This window comes from Arthrobacter sp. ISL-5 (genome assembly GCF_018613835.1).
Classification (GTDB): domain Bacteria; phylum Actinomycetota; class Actinomycetes; order Actinomycetales; family Micrococcaceae; genus Arthrobacter.
Map to the genome: position 1 here is coordinate 139,496 of NZ_JAGGPM010000024.1, position 19,152 is coordinate 158,647.

General features: G+C 63.0%; 14 protein-coding genes and 2 pseudogenes. 10 read left to right on the top strand and 6 right to left on the bottom strand.

Annotation, left to right across the window (positions count from 1 at the left end; genetic code table 11):
• Positions 1-167 precede the first annotated feature (167 nt).
• The 3 genes and pseudogenes from J7I89_RS13225 to J7I89_RS13235 all read left to right on the top strand — a co-directional run bounded on the left by J7I89_RS13225 (position 168) and on the right by J7I89_RS13235 (position 2,113).
• Positions 168-1,025, top strand: coding sequence for a prephenate dehydratase (locus J7I89_RS13225; RefSeq protein WP_214970975.1), 858 nt, complete (start codon positions 168-170; stop codon positions 1,023-1,025).
• A gap of 161 nt (positions 1,026-1,186) precedes the next feature.
• Positions 1,187-1,480, top strand: a pseudogene (locus tag J7I89_RS13230) (LysR substrate-binding domain-containing protein); the annotation flags it as partial.
• Positions 1,481-1,675: 195 nt separating this feature from the next.
• Entirely contained in the window at positions 1,676-2,113 is a 438-nt protein-coding gene (locus J7I89_RS13235; RefSeq protein ID WP_214970978.1) for a CBS domain-containing protein, read from the top strand.
• 200 nt (positions 2,114-2,313) lie between these two features.
• Here J7I89_RS13235 and J7I89_RS13240 read toward each other — a convergent pair whose 3' ends face one another.
• Positions 2,314-3,039, bottom strand: a complete 726-nt coding sequence (locus tag J7I89_RS13240; RefSeq protein WP_214970981.1) for a hypothetical protein — start codon at positions 3,037-3,039, stop codon at positions 2,314-2,316.
• A gap of 372 nt (positions 3,040-3,411) precedes the next feature.
• Between J7I89_RS13240 and J7I89_RS13245 the strand changes: the two are divergent.
• Together J7I89_RS13245 and J7I89_RS13250 are read left to right on the top strand one after the other, a co-directional pair.
• A pseudogene (locus J7I89_RS13245) lies at positions 3,412-3,687 on the top strand (hypothetical protein); the annotation flags it as partial.
• 204 nt (positions 3,688-3,891) lie between these two features.
• On the top strand, positions 3,892-4,278 hold the full coding sequence (locus J7I89_RS13250) for a VOC family protein (RefSeq protein WP_214970984.1): 387 nt from the start codon (positions 3,892-3,894) through the stop codon (positions 4,276-4,278).
• Positions 4,279-4,499: 221 nt separating this feature from the next.
• On the opposite strand, the gene J7I89_RS13255 is transcribed toward J7I89_RS13250, so the two are convergent.
• The 3 genes from J7I89_RS13255 to J7I89_RS13265 all read right to left on the bottom strand — a co-directional run bounded on the left by J7I89_RS13255 (position 4,500) and on the right by J7I89_RS13265 (position 6,858).
• On the bottom strand, positions 4,500-5,762 hold the full coding sequence (locus J7I89_RS13255) for an MFS transporter (RefSeq protein WP_214970987.1): 1,263 nt from the start codon (positions 5,760-5,762) through the stop codon (positions 4,500-4,502).
• Positions 5,759-6,217 (bottom strand): MarR family winged helix-turn-helix transcriptional regulator, encoded by a 459-nt coding sequence (locus J7I89_RS13260; protein WP_214970990.1) that lies wholly within the window; start codon positions 6,215-6,217, stop codon positions 5,759-5,761. Before J7I89_RS13260 ends, J7I89_RS13255 begins: the two co-directional genes overlap by 4 nt.
• Before the next feature lie 287 nt (positions 6,218-6,504).
• Positions 6,505-6,858, bottom strand: a complete 354-nt coding sequence (locus tag J7I89_RS13265) for a hypothetical protein (protein WP_214970993.1) — start codon at positions 6,856-6,858, stop codon at positions 6,505-6,507.
• Positions 6,859-7,953: 1,095 nt separating this feature from the next.
• Between J7I89_RS13265 and J7I89_RS13270 the strand changes: the two genes are divergently transcribed.
• The 5 genes from J7I89_RS13270 (at position 7,954) to J7I89_RS13290 (ending at position 16,596) form a co-directional block, all read left to right on the top strand.
• Entirely contained in the window at positions 7,954-8,706 is a 753-nt protein-coding gene (locus J7I89_RS13270; RefSeq protein ID WP_214970995.1) for a DUF429 domain-containing protein, read from the top strand.
• Positions 8,707-9,037: 331 nt separating this feature from the next.
• The gene (locus tag J7I89_RS13275) at positions 9,038-9,586 is read left to right on the top strand and encodes a TOPRIM nucleotidyl transferase/hydrolase domain-containing protein (protein WP_214970998.1); all 549 of its coding nucleotides are present in this window, start codon (positions 9,038-9,040) and stop codon (positions 9,584-9,586) included.
• Between the two features lie 470 nt (positions 9,587-10,056).
• Positions 10,057-10,860 carry a gamma-glutamyl-gamma-aminobutyrate hydrolase family protein gene (locus J7I89_RS13280; RefSeq protein WP_214971000.1) on the top strand — a complete coding sequence of 268 codons (804 nt, stop codon included), beginning with the start codon at positions 10,057-10,059 and terminating at the stop codon, positions 10,858-10,860.
• 340 nt (positions 10,861-11,200) lie between these two features.
• A complete protein-coding gene (locus tag J7I89_RS13285; protein ID WP_214971002.1) occupies positions 11,201-11,515 on the top strand; it encodes a hypothetical protein in 315 nt (104 codons plus the stop codon).
• Positions 11,516-11,733: 218 nt separating this feature from the next.
• Positions 11,734-16,596 carry an NAD-glutamate dehydrogenase gene (locus tag J7I89_RS13290; RefSeq protein WP_214971005.1) on the top strand — a complete coding sequence of 1,621 codons (4,863 nt, stop codon included), beginning with the start codon at positions 11,734-11,736 and terminating at the stop codon, positions 16,594-16,596.
• Between the two features lie 615 nt (positions 16,597-17,211).
• Here the strand turns inward: J7I89_RS13290 and J7I89_RS13295 are convergent.
• Both J7I89_RS13295 and J7I89_RS13300 read right to left on the bottom strand, forming a co-directional pair.
• The gene (locus tag J7I89_RS13295; protein WP_214971008.1) at positions 17,212-18,480 is read right to left on the bottom strand and encodes an ADP-dependent glucokinase/phosphofructokinase; all 1,269 of its coding nucleotides are present in this window, start codon (positions 18,478-18,480) and stop codon (positions 17,212-17,214) included.
• Positions 18,481-18,494: 14 nt separating this feature from the next.
• Positions 18,495-19,152 (bottom strand): ketose-bisphosphate aldolase (locus J7I89_RS13300; RefSeq protein WP_214971010.1); only part of this gene is annotated, 658 nt, incomplete at its 5' end.

Here is a 19,152-nt window from a genome sequence, read left to right on the forward strand (position 1 = left end):
GCTGACCGGATGTTTCGTCAAAAGCTGCCATCGAGCCTCAATCGTAGAGTATTCGCATTCTGTGTCCCAAAAGGAGCGCCCCAGCCGGGACGGTAGGACGGGTTCTGGTGACCTTCGGTGCGACCCGGTTTGGGTGGGCGGGGGTGGGTCGTGAAAGCATACGGATCGTGACCCAGAAGATTGCGTACCAAGGTGAGCCCGGCGCCAACTCCCATATCGCGTGCAAGCAGATGTTCCCCGAGCTGGAAAGCGTCCCGTGCGCCAGCTTCGAGGACGTCTTCGAATTGGTGGCCAGCGGTGAGGCTGATCTGGCCATGATTCCGATCGAGAACTCGATTGCTGGCCGGGTGGCGGATATCCACATCCTGCTCCCCGAGTCCCGTCTGCAGATCGTCGGCGAGTTCTTCCTGCCTATCCACTTCGACTTGCTTGGCATCCCCGGCAGCACCATTGAGGCTGCCACCGAGGTCCACAGCCACATTCACGCCCTGGGCCAGTGTCGGCGCCTGATCCGTGAAGCACGGCTGCGCCCCGTCATCGCCGGCGACACGGCGGGTTCTGCCCGCGAAGTGCGGGAGTGGAACGATCCCGCCAAACTCTCCCTCGCTCCCCCGCTCGCGGCCCAGATCTACGGCCTGGAAGTGCTGGCCTCTCGGGTCGAGGACGATCCGTCCAACACCACCCGCTTTGTGGTTCTAGCGCGGGAAGCGGAACTGCCGACCCGGGATGAGTTGCCCGGACCGGCAGTGACCAGTTTCGTGTTCCGCGTCCGGAACGTTCCATCCGCGCTCTACAAGGCACTGGGCGGTTTTGCCACCAACGGCGTGAACATGACCCGTCTGGAGAGCTACATGGTGGGCAACGAGTTTGCTGCCACCATGTTCATGGCCGATGTCGAGGGCCACCCCGCGGACCTGCCGCTGCAGCTAGCGTTGGAGGAACTGGAGTTCTTCACCACCGAGGTCCGGATCCTGGGTGTATATGCCGCCGCAGAGTTCAGGACCCGGCAGGCGGCCAGCAACTGACGGCTTGTTCACGCTGCTCGGGTTGATGGCGACGGGGCATCATCCTGTACTTCGGGTTTTATTCGTTGAATGTTCTGTCGCGATGGATCGGCACTGTCGTGTGGTCGAGCCCGGGGCGGCTGGCGACTACAGGGAAGCTTCCGGTGTAGCCCTGCCTTCTCCTCTGCGGCGGCGCGGACTACCACGACGAACTCGTTGCCGCGTGCCGGCAGGTGGGCTTCAGTCCGGAGGCACAGCACTACGCCAACTCGATTAATTCCCAACTGGCCATGGTCAGGTGCGGGCTGGGGGTTACGCTGGCCCCGGAATCGTCCGTCCGGCAACAGCCGGATGACCTAATGTGGCGACAGATAAAGGAACGCGCGGATCTGGTCGAGCTCTCGATTGTCAGCCGGGCTGAGGCAAAGGAGCCGCTGGTGGAACACTTCATTCTGTGCGCTTCCCCGGACGCTTGAGCAGGAACCGTGCCTTCGCTGCCGGTACCGCCGTCGGGCTGGGCCCACGTCCCGCAAGGTTCCGTGGTGGTGGACGGGAGCTCCCAAACAGGGGAAAAACCGCCGTCGACATCGGCGCTGGCCCCGGCGTACGCTGGCAGCATCGGCGCATGTGCCCGGTGACTCTGCGTCGATACAATCGATGAAGGAGGAGCAATGAGTGCCGTACGTGAATTCATGACTACGGATGCACAGTGTATTAAGGAAAACCAGTCCCTCGTAGATGCCGCCCGGATGATGCTGGATCTGGACTGCGGATCGTTGCCGATCTGTGGTGACGACGGCAAGTTGAAGGGCATGATCACTGACCGGGACATCGTGCTCAAGTGCTTGGCCGTGGGCCGTGATCCACGCGAGGTGACGGCCCGCGACCTCGCCACGGGCAGGCCGCACTGGATTGACGCCGATGCGAACGTTGACGCCGCCATCGAAATGATGGAGAAGTACCAGGTCCGGCGGCTCCCGGTCATTGCTGACCACAAGTTGGTAGGCATCATCAGCCAGGGTGACATCGCGCGCAATTACTCGGAGGAGCGTGTGGGCGAACTGGTGGAGCACATTTCGGAACGCAAGCTGCAGTCGAGCAGTTCATAAAGTCAAGCAATTCATGAGCAAACAAGCGCCACGGAGTACTCTCCGTGGCGCTGTTTCGTGCCCGCTCATGGCCTTGTCCAGCTGCTGACACCGGTAGCGCCGCTGGCCACCGGGTCGCTGACCACCAGCACCTTCACCTGGGATGCAGCCAGGCGGATGACCGGCCGTGTCGGGAAACCCTCGCCCACACAGGGGCGCCGTCAAGACGCCGTCAGGCTGAGCAGCACGGCCTTGAATTGCTGCCCCTCCTGTGATGCCCACCACGCCCTGGCCGCGGCAACATCCCCGCACTTCTCGATGTCTTGGCTCAGCTCGACCCCGAGGAAGGGGCCGGTCCAGCTGGATGGCACTGCCGTGGGTTCCCCCGTCGGCAGCCCGCGGAGCATCCCCACACCGTCAGGGGGAACCTCACGGACCAGGGCGAGCGTGCATACCGTGCCGGACCCCGGTCCAGAGAGGGGCTCCTCTGCGTAAAAGGCATACTGATACACCGGCGTCCAGCCAGCCTGGGACAGACCGGGGACCGCGCCGGACTCGATGACCGTGCGCCGAACCGGCCAGCCGTAGTCATAACTGCTGAAGCCGCTGGCCACCGTGAACAAGGTCCGGCCCGTGGCTTCCTCGAACGTGACGAACTCCCCCGTGATCGGGCCGCGGGGGGATGTGCGCGACTCGGCCGTCCACGCCGCCGGGTAGCGGAGCGAGAGCCTCTGCGTCGTGAAGGCGAACGTCTTCGTCTCAGCCGACGGAGTTGCCGTGGGCGCCGTGGCGGACGGCGCGGGGCTCGACGACGGCGGCGGGCTCGCCGAAGCGGGTCCGGCCGCCGGGGCGCCTGAGCCGCACCCGGAGAGAGCGAGGGCGAACGCGAGGCCGGCTGCTGGCAGCAGGCCCGACCGCAGAACTATCCGATACTGGGTGGGTTCCACGATGTCCTCCTAGGATGCAATGCGATGCGAGACCAGGGAGTCCACCATCACATCGCGACGCTGTGCTGGACTAGAGGCGTTCCTGTAAATCCATCAAATTGAAATGTTTCTGTGACCACAAATCCCTGCCGCCCTCACGACACGGCCGTCGTACCTTTACCGCAAACCTCAGTGATGCGTGGTGTTGTCATTCTGATGCCCTGGCGTTTGCTTCAGCATGATGGTCGTCGAGCGATCGATTACAGGTTGCCCGCCACATTCAAACTGGAGAAGATCGCGTCGGGTACTCGGGAGTGTGATTAGCTGCCACCCGAGCACGACGGCTCGGCCGAGGATTTCTCGCTCAGCTTTTCAACAGCTTAGTCGCTGGGCGGGCTGGTCATGTGGCGCGGTCGCCACGTATGGGTGATGAGCGGCTTCACGTCACTCGGCGACCCCGACCAGTTCCCAAAGTTCTCGGTCACTGGCATCCGCGTCCAAGATCCGCTCTACCCGTACGGCGACGAGCAGTGGGGACCGTCCCCCGCGCCCAACGCCCTGCTCACCCCCGAGCAGTTGGCGACGCAGTTCGTCGTCCGCGAGCCGCGACGCTGGAGCAGCAATCTGCCGACCGGCTACATGCTGGTGCTGCCGCTCGCCAAAACCTGATCGGATCTTCACGCTAGTCGCGCGTTCGTGCGCTTCCCGTCCGGGCCCTCCCCGGCACGACGAAGGGAAGGCCCACATCGCCCCCTCGGAAGCCATCGGCGTCGGAGGTAGCCGCTGACCCATGATAGGACGTGGCGGGCGCTCTTGAAATCTGAAGAGCGCTGGACGTAGATGGTTGCAGACAAAACACCCGAGGAGGTCACAATGACGGTCACTTTCAACCACACCATCGTCTACGCAACGGACAAGCGCCGTTCGGCGGAGTTCCTGGCCAAGGTGCTCGGACTGCCGAAACCCCAAGCCATGTGGTCCTTCATGACCGTGCCCCTCGACCACGGAGTGGCCCTCGATTTCGCCACGGCGGACCGGCCCATCTCCCCGCAGCACTACGCGTTCCTGGTCAGCGAAGAGGACTTCGACGGAATCTTCGCAAGGATCCAGGCCCAGGGCATCCCCTACTGGGCGGACCCGGGACGGTCCCGCCCGCAGCAGATCAACCACAACGACGGCGGACGTGGCGTCTACTTCGCGGATCCTGACGGGCATTTCCTCGAGGCGATCACGCGTCCGTACGGATCGGGTGCTGCATGACGCCCTGGGTAAGTTCGTACGACCTGACGAGTTCTGTGCGCCCAAACGGTCTTGACAGGAGCTGATTCCGGTGTGATTCCCATCCCCGTCGAGGTGTCCCACTTCCTTGGCTGAGGGACGGCGGGGGCCGAGGAACTGCCAGCAGCGTCAGCGGCGTTACGTTGAGCAAGCCCATCCCGAGGCAGTTCTGAAACTGTTTGAGGCTTATGCTGCTAGCGTTTTTAGGAGGTGCGGGCTGCGCTCTTACCCGGGAACGCGGTCCTAAGTTGCGCGCGGAAGGTCAGCGGGCTGTTCCGGCTGATGGTGATTACGGAGAAGAGGCCCGTCAGCAACACGATGGTGCCGCCGGCGGCCACCGCCCAGCGGGCGCCGAATTCCGTTCCGATCCATCCCATCAGCGGTGCGCCGAGGGCGGTCCCGCCCTGGAGGACGGCGAGGTAGAGGGCAAGCACCCGGCCCCGGAACTGTGGGTCAACGGAGAGTTGGATGCTGGTGTTGCAGCTGTTGAGGAAGGTGATGGAAGCCAGGCCTACTGGAACCAGGATCGCTGCGTAGAGCCAGAACGACGTCGAGATGCTGGCTATCAGCGTGAAGAACCCTAGTCCCAGGGCTCCGCCGAGGAGGAAACGCAGCCGCGGGCCGGACCTGCGGGCCGCGAGGAGGGCACCGGCCAGTGTCCCTGCAGCCATGATGGAGCCCAGGAGGCCGAATTCTCCGGGGCCCATTCGGAATTCGGCGGTGGCCATGAGCGCGTTGGTGATGGGAAAGTTCATGCCGAACGCGCCGAGGATCCCAACCATGACAAGAATGAGGACCAGATCCGGGCGCCGCCGCACGTAGCCCAGGCCCTCGGCCACCTGGTGCTTGCTTCGGGTTGCCGGAACGGCCGAGGCCAGCTCGGAGGTGCGGATCCGCCACAATGAGAGCAGGACCGCCGCGAAGCTGGCAGCGTTGAGGAGAAAGACCGGTCCGGTGCCGCCCCAGGCAATCAGCACGCCGGCGATGGCAGGGCCGGTGAGCCGGGCGGTATTGAACGATGCGGAGTTCAGGGACACTGCATTAGCAACGTGTTCCTGGCCCACCAATTCCGAGACGAAGGCCTGGCGGACGGGTCCGTCAATGGCACTGGCCAGTCCCAGGCACAGGGCGGCTGCATAGACCTGCCAAAGCTGTGCCGATCCGGTCACCACCAGAAGTCCTACTGCCAGCCCGCAGAGGCCCATTGCTGTCTGTGTCCACAGCAGGATCATACGTTTCCTGAAACGGTCCGCGAGGACTCCCGCGTAGGGGCCGAGGAGCAGCATGGGGAGGAACTGCAATCCGGTGGTGATGCCGACGGCGGTGCCGGAGTGGTCGGTGAGGACTGTCAGGACGAGCCAGTCCTGCGCCACCCGCTGCATCCAGGTGCCGATGTTAGAGACGAGTGCCCCTCCTGCCCACAACCGGTAGTTGCGGTTCTCGAGCGACCGGAACATGGCGCTCATTTCGCGCTCAATTGCTGCATGATGTGCGCGGCGCGGCTGAGGATGAGGCGGTCTTCTTCGCTTAACCCGGCCACCCGCTGGGCCAGCCAGGCGGTGCGCTGTTCGCGGGCTTCAGCGAGGACATCCTCACCGGCCGGAGTAATCCCCACCTGGATCTGGCGCCCGTCCCCGGGGTGGACTGTCCGGGTGGCAAAGCCCTGATCTGTGAGGGCGTTGACTATCCGGGTCATCGACGGCGCCTGCACGTGTTCGCGTTCCGCTAGTTCGCGAAGGGTCTGCGGGCCGTTGCGCAGCTGGGCCAGGACCGTGTACTGCCCGGGCGTTATGACATCACCGGTCGCCTCGACGCGGAGCCTCCGGGATGTGCGCATCACCGCGGTCCGGAGGTCAATGGCAAGGACATCCGGTCTGATGCTGTTCCCATGTCCGTGATCCGTCACTGAATTTGTGGTCATTGAATCCGCCGCGCCTCCCGCGATTTTAATTAGCAATGCTAATTAGCTCTGCTAACCATTATTGCGCGATGGAGTCCCGGCGGCAACCGCGCCGTGTACGAAGGAAAACTGGCGAACGCCGACAGAGATGATGCCAAGGCCCGAATCAGCCTCGGCAGGCCAGCCAAGGGACGATTCGCGCGGAGTGATGCCACGAGTTTAGAGCCGGGCATTAAATCTAATGCGGGTTTCACGGACCCAGCAGGCCCTCACGCTTGAGACAGCTTACGAAGACGAGGTCCATTGCGTCATACCTGGGCGGCAAGCTCGTGCCGGGTCAGGCTCAGGTACACCTTTCCTTCTTCAACCCGGGTGATTGCATCGGCAGCCGCATAGGAGTCACTGCCCCAGAAACCGCGGGCGTCGATCTTGATGTATCCCGTGTGGAACAACCGCCGCGCCATCAACTCAGGTACTTTTGGTTCCCTTCCGAAGAGGGAATTCAGTCCGAGGGTGATCAAGTCTTGCTGGGAGGCGGCGACAGCTTCTTCGAACACCTCTGCTTTCTCATTGGGCGGAACGATTTGCTCGACGGTACCTATATCCTTCCCCGACACATCAACAACCCGCATTCCCTTCGACACGGACTCCAGTACGTCCACAATCGTCTCCTCCACTCGCCTGCATGGCATTCCTTCGCCAGCCTTGCCAGGAACGCGGTAGCTTTTCACCTCCGCGCCGCCAGCCCTGCAAACGTCGTACCCTGGACAATTTTTATTACGGCACCGTTGCGTCTGACGGTCAAGGGGGAACCCCGCCCGGCGTCACATCGACCGGAGAGTGGCGGCCCCACGGCCGTCAGTCCCACGCCACAACGATGCGGGCAGCCTGAGTGGGAATGGTGAGGTCGACGCCGGTGAGGTGAGTTCACGGAAGCGCTTGATCCGGCGTTGCCGGTGGGGTTCCAGTCCTGGGTTCCTGGTCGCGCCGTTAGTCCGCTGGAGGACCCGGTTTATACGCTGCTTCGTGAGGCGGCGTTGGCAGCGGTGACAAGCCGCTCCCACGGCTCCTGCACATCAGCAACGCGCCGATGGGCAGCGGCCGGAGAACCATGGACATCTCCGGCTCCACCCTGTACGTCCACGACGTGCCGGAGGGCCTGGTGCTCCACCGCGGCCGCCGGCCATGGATCACCGAACTAGTGGAGCAGGGCCAAACTGCGCCCCGAGGCGCAGCAGGACGACGGCGGGTTCGGCATCAGGAACCGGCGCTCACGATTGCCAATGGCGGGACAGCTCGCAGCACATGTGTGGCTTCGAAATCCCCCACGGCGGTTCAAGATACGCATAAAAACCACGCATTCGCTCCAGTGCGGCAATGTCAGCCCGCCGCGCGAACAACGAGTTCAGCCCCTCTTCCGCACTGGACTTATGGCTGTAGCCGTTGATCCAGCTTCAGGACCATCAAAGTCCAGCCGGAATGCCGCTATGGGGAAGATTCTATGGAGCTGAGCAATCAGGAAGACTTCCTGCTTGTTGCCCAAGAAGCGCTCGACACCATCATCTGAAGGATCCTTACGCCAACGGCGAATTGGCCTACACAAGCCGATGGAACAATTTTCCACGGGTCCACTCAGACTCGGCACCTTCGACGAGGAAAAGCTCGTCCAGGCCGCTTGATCAAAGCATAGGAGTGTGTCATCGGGTTGGCACGCAGAAGGCGGCCTTTGGGGTTTCTGTTCTGGTTAGAGTGACAGCGTGAAGACTCTTGGGGTTGACCTGGCTGCGGATCCGAAGAGAACGGCTGCTGCGGTCATTGAGTGGCGGGACGGGCAGGCCCGGCTTGTCCACCTGTCTCTCGGCGTCAGCGACGAAACCGTCGTCGAGCTTTTCGGAGCATCAGACGTGACCGGTATCGGCTGCCCTCTTGGCTGGCCCCAGCCCTTCCTGTCATTCCTGCTCGGTCATTCCCGCGAAGATCCGGATGCGGTGCTTCGTCATGACGGGTTGGAGGGACGTCGTGAGCTTGCCTACCGGGCTACTGACCGGTTCGTCACCCACACAACGGGCCTGATTCCATTGAGTGTGTCGGGGGATCGGTTGGCGCATCCGGCCATGCGTTGCGCAGTCATTCAGGCCAAAATCGCGCGTCTCTGGGGCGTTCAACCCAGGGGCGGTACGGACCGTCTTGTCGAGGTCTACCCTGCTGCTTCCTTGAAGATATGGGGCATCTCGGCCCGCAGGTACAAGGGCCGTGGGACGCCGGAGTCCGAAGTCCGCGATGACATTCTGAGCCATCTCACCGCCGCGGCACCTTGGCTGGACCTTGACGCGCACAGGGACCAGCTGATCGCCTCGGATGATCTGCTCGATTCGGTCATCGCATCCCTGACAGCCCGCGCGGCCGCCCGCCAGGCTACCCTGCTTCCTGGCCCGGATCAGAGCCTTGCAGCGCGTGAGGAGGGCTGGATCCACCTACCAACCGGTTCGCTCACTAAGCTGAACAAATAGGGCCGACCCGGCTGCCTATCCCGGGGCTTGAACCACTGTCCGAAAAATGCTGGCGAAGTCCACTAGGCCGTATCCGGCTGGTTCGATGAGACCGGCGTCCACCAGGCGCGTCCGGTAGTTGCCGACGGCATTCGGCCACATTCCGGTGCGTCTGCCCCTGTCGGTGGTGGAGGACGCTCCCGCGGCTTCTGCCATCGACCGCAGGCGTGCATTCCTCTGAGCGGGACTTCTGTGGACGATCGCCTGAGGTGTCGCGTGCGCGATGGGGCCCTAACGGCACCGCTCGACGACACGAGAGCCGCCGCGGCTGGGCGTCCGAGATACTAGTTCTATGCAGGCGACGACGGTGTTGGTCGAGGGCGAGAGTGACCGGCTGGCGGTCGAGACGCTGGCCTTTCGCCTTGGCCACGACCTGACAGTCTTGCGGGTGTCGGTCGTATCGATGGGAGGCGCGACCAGCATCGTCCGCTTCCTCGACCGCAACGGCCCGATTGGCGCAGGCCACCGGTTGTTCGGCCTGTGTGATGCAGGGGAATCTCGTGGCATCGCCCGCGCGCTCGGCCGGGCAGGTATCGGGTCCGGTTCGCTGGCCGAGCTTGGGTTCCACGTCTGTCACGCCGATCTAGAGGACGAACTCATCCGCTGCCTTGGGATCGATGCCGTGCTCAAAGTCATCGCGGCTCAAGGCGAGCTCGCGTCGTTCCGGCTCCTCCAACGCCAGCCGTCACTGCGAGAGCGGCCAATAACGGCGCAGTTGCGCCGGTTCTTTGGAGGACGCAGGGGTAACAAGGTCCGGTACGCGCCACTGCTGGTCGACGCATTGCCGGCCGGACATGCGCCTCCGCCGCTCGCTCGCCTCGTTGCAGCATTCACACTCTGATCCTGTTGTCCAAAAATGGTCGAATGCAAAGCGTCCAGCCGGCGGAACGTGATAGCGGATATTACGTCAAGCCGTCGCCCAGAGGGGCTGGGATGTCTCTTTTTTGGAGTAGCTGGATGAGGCATGCGTGGTGTGCGACGCCGGCCCGTTTGTCGCCCGTTGCGGTGCCAAGTCAGGTCCTGGCACCGCCTTCGCCCGACCGCGAGGGCCCACTCGGGGCTTTCCTTCGCGCAGGTCGGTCAGCCCGTTGAGCCGCGCACCACGAGCGAGCTGTCCAGCGTCACATGCGGTTCGTGCAGCTCGAATCCTTGCAGCGTCGGGTTGAGCGGGAACAGGTTGCTGTTAGTCCCTACCGCGGCAATGAACTGGTGGCGGCCTGGCATGGATACGCAACAGTGACGGCCCTGTAACACGGAGTACACATGCCGTTCGTAGCCTTGCAGTAGTAGTTTTCCCGGAAGGACATGTGCATGAATGCCGCAGACACCGCAATCAAGCCGATAATCGGCCTGACCACATATCTTGAGCCGGCCGGCACCGACGGCTGCGGCAACGTGCGCGCCGCATTCCTCCCCGAAAAATATCTCACGCCTATCCTTGACGCCGGCGCAGTTCCGATCCTTCTCCCGCCGCAGCCCACAGCCGGGGACATGATCGAGCACCTGGTCAGCAGGCTGGACGGGCTGGTCATTCCCGGTGGCTGGGACGTGGATCCGACCCGATACGGCCAGGAGCCGCATCCGGAAACGGACTCTCCCCGGACGGAACGCGACGAGTGGGAAGCCGCCCTGATCCTCGAAGCGATCCGCCAGGATGTTCCTCTTCTCTGCATCTGCAGGGGTGAACAGTTGCTCAACGTCACGCTCGGCGGCACCCTGCATCAGCACCTGCCCGACGTCCTGGGAACCGGGCATTACCAGCTGGGCGGCTACCAGTTCAATGGAATCCGTGTCGACATTCGGCCCGATTCCCGGCTTGGCCGTCTCTTGGGGGCTGACGCATTGGAAGCCGTTCCCGTTTCGCACCACCAGGCCGTGGACCGCCTTGGCGAAGGGCTCATCGCCACAGCTTGGAGTGAAGACCAGATAGTCGAAGCAATTGAGCTTCCCGGCGCAGGCTTCTGCGTGGGGGTGCAGTGGCACCCGGAGCAGATCGCGGAAGAGAAAGCGCTGTTCCATGGCTTTGTGGAGGCGGCCAGCGCCAAGATGCTGTCGCGGCTTCGCCCGGCTGCTGTGGAGTCCCTGGAGTTCGCGCACGAAATGGCTGCTAGCTAACTCCTACGTGACGCCCTGAGCCATAGGGCGCGATGTCACCCACTTTTCACAAGTCCAGAGCATTTCAGCCGCGCTCCCCAAGACGGGGGCTCGGCCACTCTGAACCTGCGCCAGGAACCCTGCCGGCACGGAATTCCGGCCGGAGCATCAGGCGCCCTCTGCCACAGCGGACAGAAGATCAATTATCGGCGTGGCTCCGCGGTGGTGTCCTACCCGGGTGGGCCGTCCGATGTCCGGTCTCAACATTGTTGTCAGTTTTCTCATCTAATCGGTCAGCCTGCGGGATTGGGCCTCTTGTCTCGTCTAACGTGTCAGTGTGGGTGTAGGTGGACTGAGGTCTTTGCCGACGAACGCGACCGGTTCGGTGCGCGTGCTGGGCCGTTTCAAGGCAGGCATGGCCGACGCTGCGTTGTCAGACGATGTGGCTTCGCAGCGGTTCGAGTCGGAGCTGCCGGTGCGTTCGTTCTTCGCTTGGCCGGGCAAACGCAATTACGAGGGCTCGTGGTGGTCCAGCACCGTTCGTGCTCACGTGGGGTTCGAGAGCCTTCTTGAGCGGGATTTGCTGATGTCCGCCGACTACGACAAAGACGTCGTCGGGATTTCCTCGCAGCCCTTCGCCTTGCTCTGGCCGAAGGGCACTGACGACAGTCAATGACGAACCACAGTCAACGTCTTTCGACCTGCCATCGTGATCATGCCGCAACTCGCGCAAGAACATCCGCACTGTCAACGTGCTTGATCCCTGCCTACCCGGACCGTTGTTTCGCAGCTATGGACGCCGCGAGGAGAGAAGGACATCATGAAATCAGGCGTGAGGATCCCATCTCCGGAGGCGCAAATGGAGGCGGTCCCACGCGCTGGAGGCGTTAGGGCATGCCCGGTAAATCTGTGCCAGCGGAGAACTCCGCATTAAGTGGTCCGGCCCAGGCGGACGATCATTTCCTCATGGATTACTACGAGCACGTGGACCCCGAGGAGCTCCTCACCTACGCAGGCGCTACTTTAGAGCGTCGGGCACGGCACCATCTTTCGCTCGCCTCGGTGCTTCCTCCGGGGACGTCAAGGGTGGATGTCCTCAACGAACCGAGTGCCAGTGTGGTGTTCCTGGTGGCCGAAGGCGCGCTGCACGTGGTTCGCGCGATCACCTCGGAGCTAACCCGCGAAGGAGCGACGGTCCGGCTGCTCGTCCATCCCTCGTTCCAGGTCCTTCGGGATCCTGCAACCCATGAGCTGCTCAAGCTCCGCCATGCGCCGCAGCGCGCGGGACTTGTTGCCGACCTGCCCTATTCCTGGGCCACGGAAACCTGGGTTGCGGTTGAAATTGGCAGGCTGCCGAGATCGTCGAACGCCTGGGACGTCATCGCGAATATCCAGAGGATTCTTGCCGATGTCCGTGCAGTTACAGAGGACTCCACTGCCCTGAAGGAACAAGTGACCGCCGCCGTCGACTCCTTAGCCACCTTCCCGCGCGGTTGTGTGCCGTCAACCGAACAGCTCAGAGAGCTCCTGTTGTGGCTCAACGGGGGGAACTTCATTTATCTGGGACACTGCGAATATGTGTTGACGGCTGAGAAAGATGGGCCGGCACTTCGACCCCGTCCGGGTACTGCCCTGGGCCTTTTGCGCAGGCAGAATCACCCTCGCAGATCAGACCAGACTGTGTTCCGGGGCTCGCAGGTACTCGCGCTGTACACTTCCGACCTTCGATCCTCGGTTCCAGAGCCCTCATACTTGGACGTAATCCGTCTCCCGACGTTCAGTGCTGCCGGAGTCGTCAATGGGGAACGCAGGTTTGTGGGCGTTTTCGCCCCGGGAACGGCGGATCAATCAGTACGTCGCATTCCTGTGATCCGGGACAAGGCCGCTAACGTGAGTAACAGACTCGGTTTCGCCCCTGCGTCAACCCAAGAGAAGAAACTGCTCGCCGCGCTGGGGTCGTTCCCACTTGACGAGCTGTTCCACATCGACGAAGACGAACTGACTCGGCTGGCGGCCGACATCCTGCGGCTCCAAAAACGCCATGAGACAAGGCTGCTCCTACGCTTCGACAACTACGGCCCCTTCATGACCGCCCTAATGTTCCTTCCGCGCCGCCGCTACAACACGGCCGTGCGGCTCAGGATTGAACAGGAGCTCAAAGAAGCCTCCAAAGCCTCATCGCTTGAGTTCGAGGTCCGACTCACCGAATCGCACATGGCTCGCATCTTCTTCCGCGTACTTCTGCCCGCCGGCGCAAAACCAGAGTCCATCGATCCGGCTGCACTGGAGCGGACACTCATCAATGCCACACGGACATGGGCCGAAGGACTTGACGAAGCCCTGCGGGAACGCATGCCCTCCGAACAGGCCACCAGGCTGTCAGCGCTCTGGGCCGATGCCTTCCCTGCCAGCTACCGGGCAGATTTCGAGGTCATAGATGCCATTGAAGACATCGAGAGGTTTGAGCAATACGATCTGGATGGCACCGGCGGTCGACCCCTGAACGACTCGGTACTGGCTGTCCGTGCCGATGCTCCGCAGGCCGAGGTCGAGGACTTCCGGATTCGTCTCTATCTCACCGGTGCCCGGAGCCTCACGCAGATCCTGCCATTCCTCCACAACCTGGGCCTCCAGGTACTCAACCAGCGCCCCTTCGAGGTCCTGCGGGGCAACACTCTGCCGCTGTTTCTCTATGATTTGGGCGTGAAGTATCCACTCGGCGTGGATCCCGCTCGAACCAGCTCCCTGCTCGCGGACGCGTTCGGAGCAGCCATACGCGGTGACACGGAATCAGACCGCTTCGATGCACTGGTCCTGCAGGAGAGCCTTGATTGGCGGCACGTCGTGATCCTCCGCGGCTACGCCAAGTACCTCCAGCAACTGGGAACCACCAACTCGTACGGCTTCATCGCGGACACTTTCCTGGCCAACGCGAGAGCGACCCACGCACTGCTGGGCCTGTTCCGCGCCCGCTTCCTTCCAGGGCTTGGCATCACCCAGCGGCTCCGCGAAATGGCGGCCGCCCGGGACGAAGTGATCAAGGCTATCGATGCTGTCACGTCCTTGGACGCGGACCGCCTGCTGCGGACCTTCCTGAACCTCATCGAGGCGACGACGAGGACCAACTTCTACCGCGACCGGCCGTACCTGAGCTTCAAGCTCCGACCCTCCCACCTTCCAGGCGCTCCGCACCCACGTCCGAAGTTCGAGATCTGGGTCTATTCCCCCCGGGTCGAGGGCGTGCACCTTCGCTTTGGGCCGGTGGCCCGCGGGGGCCTGAGATGGTCGGACCGGCGCGAGGATTTCCGTACCGAAGTCCTCGGGCTCGCTAGGGTCCAGATCGTCAAGAATTCGGTGATCGTCCCGACTGGCGCGGGGGGCGGCTTCTACGCGAAGCGGCTTCCCGATCCCGAGGCCAACCGCGCGGCATGGCTCGCGGAAGCGATGGAGAGCTACAAGGACTTCCTCCGCGGGCTCCTCGATGTCACGGACAACCTGGCCCCGCCCGACGTCGCCGTGTCCCGTGACGCCCGCGGCACCCGGGGCTCGGTGGGGCGCGTCGTCCCACCGCCGAACGTGGTGCGGCATGACGACGACGACTACTACCTCGTGGTGGCTGCCGACAAAGGCACCGCGGCGTTCTCCGACACCGCCAACGATGTGGCCAAGGAGTACGGCTTCTGGCTGGGCGACGCGTTCGCGTCCGGCGGCTCAAGGGGCTACGACCACAAGCGGATGGGCATCACTGCTCGGGGCGCCTGGGCGTCCGCGAAACAGCACTTCAGCGAACTCGGGATCGATTCCCAGCGCGAAGACTTCACCGTGGTCGGCATCGGCGACATGAGCGGGGACGTGTTCGGCAACGGGATGCTGCGCTCCGACCACATCCAGCTCGTGGCCGCCTTCGACCACCGGCACATCTTTCTGGACCCCACACCCGACGCCGCGTCCTCCCTCGCGGAACGCCGCCGTCTCTTCAATCTGCCCCGTTCGTCGTGGGCCGGCTACAACCCCGGGCTGATCAGCCCCGGCGGCGCGGTGCACCCGCGCGTCGCCAAGTCCATCGCCATCAGCCCGCAGGCGCGTTCGGCCTTGGGGCTGCCGACGATGACGACGGCGATGACCCCGCCCGAGCTCATCCAGGCGATCCTGCGGGCGCCGGTGGACCTCATCTACAACGGCGGGATCGGAACCTACGTCAAGGCCTCTGCCGAAACCAACGCCGAGGTGGGCGACAAAGCCAACGATGCGATCCGGATCAACGGCAACGAACTCAGGGCAAGGATCGTGGTCGAAGGCGGCAACCTCGGGATGACTCAACGGGGACGGGTGGAGGCTGCGCTGAACGGAGTCCTGCTGAACACGGACGCCATCGACAACTCTGCCGGCGTGGACTGCTCCGACCACGAGGTCAACATCAAGATCTTCATCGACCGCATGATCGCGGCAGGCACGATGGCAGCCAGCAAACGCCCCGGCTTCCTGCACTCGCTCAGCGACGACGTGGCACGCCTGGTGCTGAGGAATAGCCGTGACCAAAACGTCATGCTCATCATCGACCGTGCTCTTGTCCTCAACTGGAGCCCGGGCTTCGACCTCAACTGGAGCCCGGGCTTCGAACGGACCATGGACTGGCTGGAAAGAGCCACCGACCTGGACCGGGGTCTTGAGGCATTGCCCACCACGGATCAACTCCATGCACGGCTGCAGGCCGGCAAGGGGCTCACCTCCCCCGAGCTGTCCGTGCTGGCCGCCTACGCCAAGATCGAACTCGCCAAGGAATTGAACGACAGCGACGTCGCCGACGACCCGTGGTTCGACAGGGTCCTTCGCAGCTACTTCCCGCCCCAGATCGTGGACCGCTTCGGAACCGAGCTGGAAACGCACCCCCTGCGCCGGCAGATCATCTGCACCGTGCTCGCCAACGACATCATCGACCTCGGAGGAATCACCTTCGCCTTCCGGGCCATCGAGGAAACCACCGGGAGCGCGCCCGCTCTCGCAAGGGCCTTCGTGGCAGTACGCGAGGCCTTTGACCTTCACTGGATCGCGGACTGGATGGCCGAACTTCCGCCCGCTGTTCCGGCCGAGCATGGGGCGGAACTGGCCCTGCAGGTGCGGAGGATGTTGGACCGGGCGACGCGCTGGTACATGGCCCATGATCATCGGGACCAACCAGTGGAACAGGCCCTCAGCAGGATCATGCCGGCCATGGACCTCCGGCGGAACCAAACCGTGGTTTACCTGCGCGGCGACGACATCGACCTCGGGCAAGACCTTCTGACACACTGGGAGGCCATTGGGATCCCGCCGGACCTTGCGCGACGCGCGTTTGAGGTAGTCCTGAGCTTCACTTTGTTGGATATCTCACTCATCGCGGAGCGGATCCATGAGCCCATCGAGCACATTGCTGACCTCTACTCCACCGCATTCCAGCGCATCGGGGCCATGAAGTTGCTTCTGAAAATCACCGACCTTCCTGTGCAGAACCGATGGGAGACACTCGCCAGGGCGGCCCTTCGCGACGATGTCTATTCCGCCGTGGCCGACATGACCATCTCAGTTCTCCAGACAACACGCAGCGGTGGTCCCAAGCAAGCCGACTCCACGGAGCGGATCGTGGAGTGGGAACGCGGACGCCAAGACCAGCTCGCACGGATCAAGGACACCTTCGCCGAAGTCACCCAGCCCGGTCCGGTGGACATCCATTCGATCTCCGTCGCACTTAAGCTGCTGAGGACCCTCGTACGCAACTGAATTCGCGGTGCTCGGCACACGCGGCGCCAGACGGATGGCATTCTGACGGACGTTCTCCGCCAAGGAAAGTGAGGTGCGGGAGTTCTCGCTCGAGGACGGCGCGTCGCCCTCACTCGTTGCTAGCTGCTCAAGAGGTCGGATGACCGGCTGGCCAGTGAACCGTGTGGCGAAGGCCGGGGGCAGGTAGGTGTCGTCGATACGCCGGTCGCGGATACGTTCGGTACGAAGGTGGACCGGAATTGCAGATTCCATTGCGTCTGCCTGGGGTGGATGGTCGGCTCCCCGTTCGGGAGCCGCCCGGAACTTGTGAAAAGGCGGCTCCGCTACGACTTGGACGCGTCGTCCTTGTGATTCACGCTGAGTCGTACCCCTTCGAAACGAATGGCGTCTCATCGACATGCTTACATCCATCGAGTTGAATGACAGCCGGATTCACGTGAACGGATCTCCGTAGGAACGAGTCGGCCGCGCCGCGCCACGACGAGTCAACGTCGGGCACGCGGCCACTAGCGCTACTCGGGAGTGAGATTTGATGCCCAACACGGTATCCAGATCGAGCAGTTGGAGTCCGTCTGCGATTCTGTGGCGGGAGGTCCGCGGGCTCCCGTCCTGCCACTATTGGGCCAGAAGCTGGCCCTCTGCAGATTTTCGGGAGACCGAGTTCGCATTCTCCGTCGTATCGTTGAGTCGTTGCTCTTGACCGATGATGGCTGCAATGAATCCGCCGACGAATGAGTCGCCGAGCCCGATGGTGGTAGGTGATTGCGTCGCCAGAGACAGGGCCGGGAGGCATTCGACGTCGGCGCCCAGTTGCTGGTTTAGTTCGGCAGCCAGTTCGGCGCCGAGGGCGTTTACGGGTCCCTGTCCGACCGCTTCGTAGTCGGCGGGAGTGAAGTTGTCGCCGTAACAGAAGCGGGTGCTGGCCATTGTGATGCCGCCTTTTAGGCAGGACCGCCACCGTCGGGCGTTGTTCCCGTAGGCGAGTGACCAGTACTTGGTGTGGACTACCGTGGTGCGTGCGGGCATTAGTCGGTGCAGCTCGCGGAGTGCCGCGCACACGTCAACGGCGTTCAGGAGGTCGATCGGCCTGTTCAGATGTGCCTGCAATTCGTCTTCGTTCATGCTGTAGACGGTCACGGTATCGGCCATGTAGTCCCGGACGACCGGCGCAAACACAGCGTGGTGGAAGCCCGCGTCTTCGTAAAACACGACGGCTCCGGGCGGAAGATTCTGCAGTTCCCGTCCCAGCGTGGCCAAGCGCGCGTCCAGGACCGACCGCTCGTTGATGACGTTGAGTCCAGAGATGAGGAAGGCATCCGCGGTCCTGAGAGCGTTGCCGAGTTCCTTGCTCAGTACCATCTCGGTATTTGGCGGGTCGTTGGTGAAGATGATCCGGTTCGGGTGGTCCGCGCGCAGGTCGATGTCCCCGGCCCGCACGGTGGCGCCCCCGTTGAATTGCACGATCAGGTGGGGATCAGTCGAATCAGCCGAAGCGCTGCAGATGTAGGTGCAGGATGCAGGCAGCAGCCGCCGCACGGTGTCATCGATGCTGACCAGGTGAAGAGTGCTCGGGATTCCGAGCTTCGCCATGGCCAATCCGGCCCGGACGCAGGTGCCGCCCAGCGTGATCCTTTTTTGGAACCGGGAAGCGAAAGTCTTGACGGTGTCGGAGGAGGTGATGAAATGCTCTCCTCCGACACCGTCGCGCAGGTGCGCGAGAATGGCCACGATCAGGTTCCTTTCGGAATCGACCGGGACGAACCGGTCAAGCTCCGCGGCGTCGATCGCGAAGTCCTCAATCAGGCCTTCGATGATGGCCGAGTTCCATTCGACCTCGTAATCGACGGTACCGCCAAGACCCAGCACCACATTCTCGCGCGACATCAGACTCCGTTACCTCAGTACAGTTCGACCGTGTTCGCTGCGGCGAACAGCTCGATCTTGTGGGCGGCGACTACCTTCATGGCCGCGATGGAGGGCGGCTGGATGGTGTTGGGCTCGCGGACTCCCGGGTCAGCAAGGATTTCGCGCATCTTGTTGTGATAGGCGACCTTGATGTCGCTGGAGATGTTGATCTTGTTGACACCCAGCTTCACCGACTCGCCGATCTCGCCGTCGGGGTTGTTGGATCCGCCGTGCAGCACCAGGGGCAGCGTCACCTTCTTCTTGATCTCCTGCAGCAGGTCCAGTTTCAGTTCCGGCTTCATGCTTGCCGGGTAGATTCCATGGCAGGTGCCGATGGCGATGGCCAGGCTGTCGACGCCGGTGGATTCGACGAATCGGACGGCGTCCTCCGGGTCGGTGTAGATGATGGTTGCCGTGCCGTCCTCGGCCTCGTCGTCGGTCTTGCCAATGGTCCCGAGCTCTCCCTCAACCGACACACCCACAACGTGCGCGGCATCGACGACTTTCTTGGTGATGGCGACGTTCTCGTCGAACGGAAGCATGGATCCGTCGATCATCACCGAGGTGAATCCGGCCTGGATCGCGGTGAGGACCTGCTCGTAGCTCGCGCCATGATCAAGATGGATGGCAACGGGCACGCTTGAGCGGTGT